Annotated in this window: 1 protein-coding gene and 3 tRNA genes; all 4 read right to left on the minus strand. The window is 65.9% G+C overall.

The features are described 5' to 3' along the window. Positions 1–95: 95 nt before the first annotated feature. The 4 genes from GRC12_RS44675 to GRC12_RS44690 all read right to left on the minus strand — a co-directional run bounded on the left by GRC12_RS44675 (position 96) and on the right by GRC12_RS44690 (position 860). Positions 96–452: a hypothetical protein gene (locus tag GRC12_RS44675; protein WP_208786125.1), complete on the minus strand. Its 357-nt coding sequence runs from the start codon at positions 450–452 to the stop codon at positions 96–98. A gap of 120 nt (positions 453–572) precedes the next feature. Further along, positions 573–646 (minus strand) — tRNA-Phe (locus GRC12_RS44680). A gap of 22 nt (positions 647–668) precedes the next feature. After that, positions 669–746, minus strand: a tRNA-Asp gene (locus GRC12_RS44685). Positions 747–787: 41 nt separating this feature from the next. Next, positions 788–860: transfer RNA gene (locus GRC12_RS44690), tRNA-Glu, on the minus strand. Between the last annotated feature and the right edge of the window lie 87 nt (positions 861–947).

Raw genomic sequence — 947 nt, forward strand, 5'->3', positions numbered from 1 at the left:
GTGCCGGGGGCAGGGTGCGTAGACATACGCGATCCAGGATCTCATCCCCGGGAAATCCGTGGCGAACGATTTGTACCCGGTGCCTTCCGGGCGCCTTACGGCGTCCGCTGGGCGGGCGGCGCGACAGGTGGCGTGGAACTCGGCGCGGCGGGCGGCGTGGCGGCCGACGCCGCCTGCTGCCGTCCACTGCCGCCGTCCCCCAGAGCGATCGCCCTCGCCGTGTTCGACACGGCCTTGATCCCCAGATAGGCGGTGGTCATGCTGCTCACGGCGGTGAAGGCGGCGGTGAGCACGCCCACGATCACCGACTTGTCCCCGTCCAGCCGCCACACGCCGAAGATCGCCACCCCGGCGATGGCGAGATTGCTGATCACCACAGCCAGCAGCCCGTACCGGGCCCGGTCCTTCTCCAACTCGATGTCCCGAACGGCTCTGGCCTCACTCTGACTCATCGTCCCCGCCCCTTGCCCCTACACCGACCCGCCAGAACGTAGCGCCGCAGAACCCCGGTGCCAACCTGATCGCCGTAGACATACAACAAGGCCCCGATCCAGAGATCGGGGCCTTAGTTGTGGCTGGGGCCGGGGTCGAACCGGCGACCTATCGCTTTTCAGGCGATCGCTCGTACCAACTGAGCTACCCAGCCATCAAGGCTTTTTGTAAAGCCTTGGCGGTCCTGACGGGATTTGAACCCGCGGCCTCCACCTTGACAGGGTGGCGAGCACTCCAAACTGCTCCACAGGACCATGCTTTGTGAGCGACCACCAGTGTCGCACACGGTTTTGCGTGCCCCCAACGGGATTCGAACCCGTGCTACCGCCTTGAAAGGGCGGCGTCCTAGGCCGCTAGACGATGAGGGCTATCGGCCCGCCTGGGCGCTTCTCAGCGCGTCGGGGACGTGAGAAGCATATGGGATGCGGGGAGGGATCGCCAAAACGGTTTAGGGG

Source organism: Streptomyces griseorubiginosus, assembly GCF_017614965.1.
GTDB lineage: Bacteria > Actinomycetota > Actinomycetes > Streptomycetales > Streptomycetaceae > Streptomyces > Streptomyces griseorubiginosus_B.

Excerpts from the sequence above, each read along its gene's own strand:
- GRC12_RS44675 (WP_208786125.1), bottom strand. The coding sequence starts at position 452 with ATGAGTCAGAGTGAGGCCAGAGCCGTTCGGGACATCGAGTTGGAGAAG.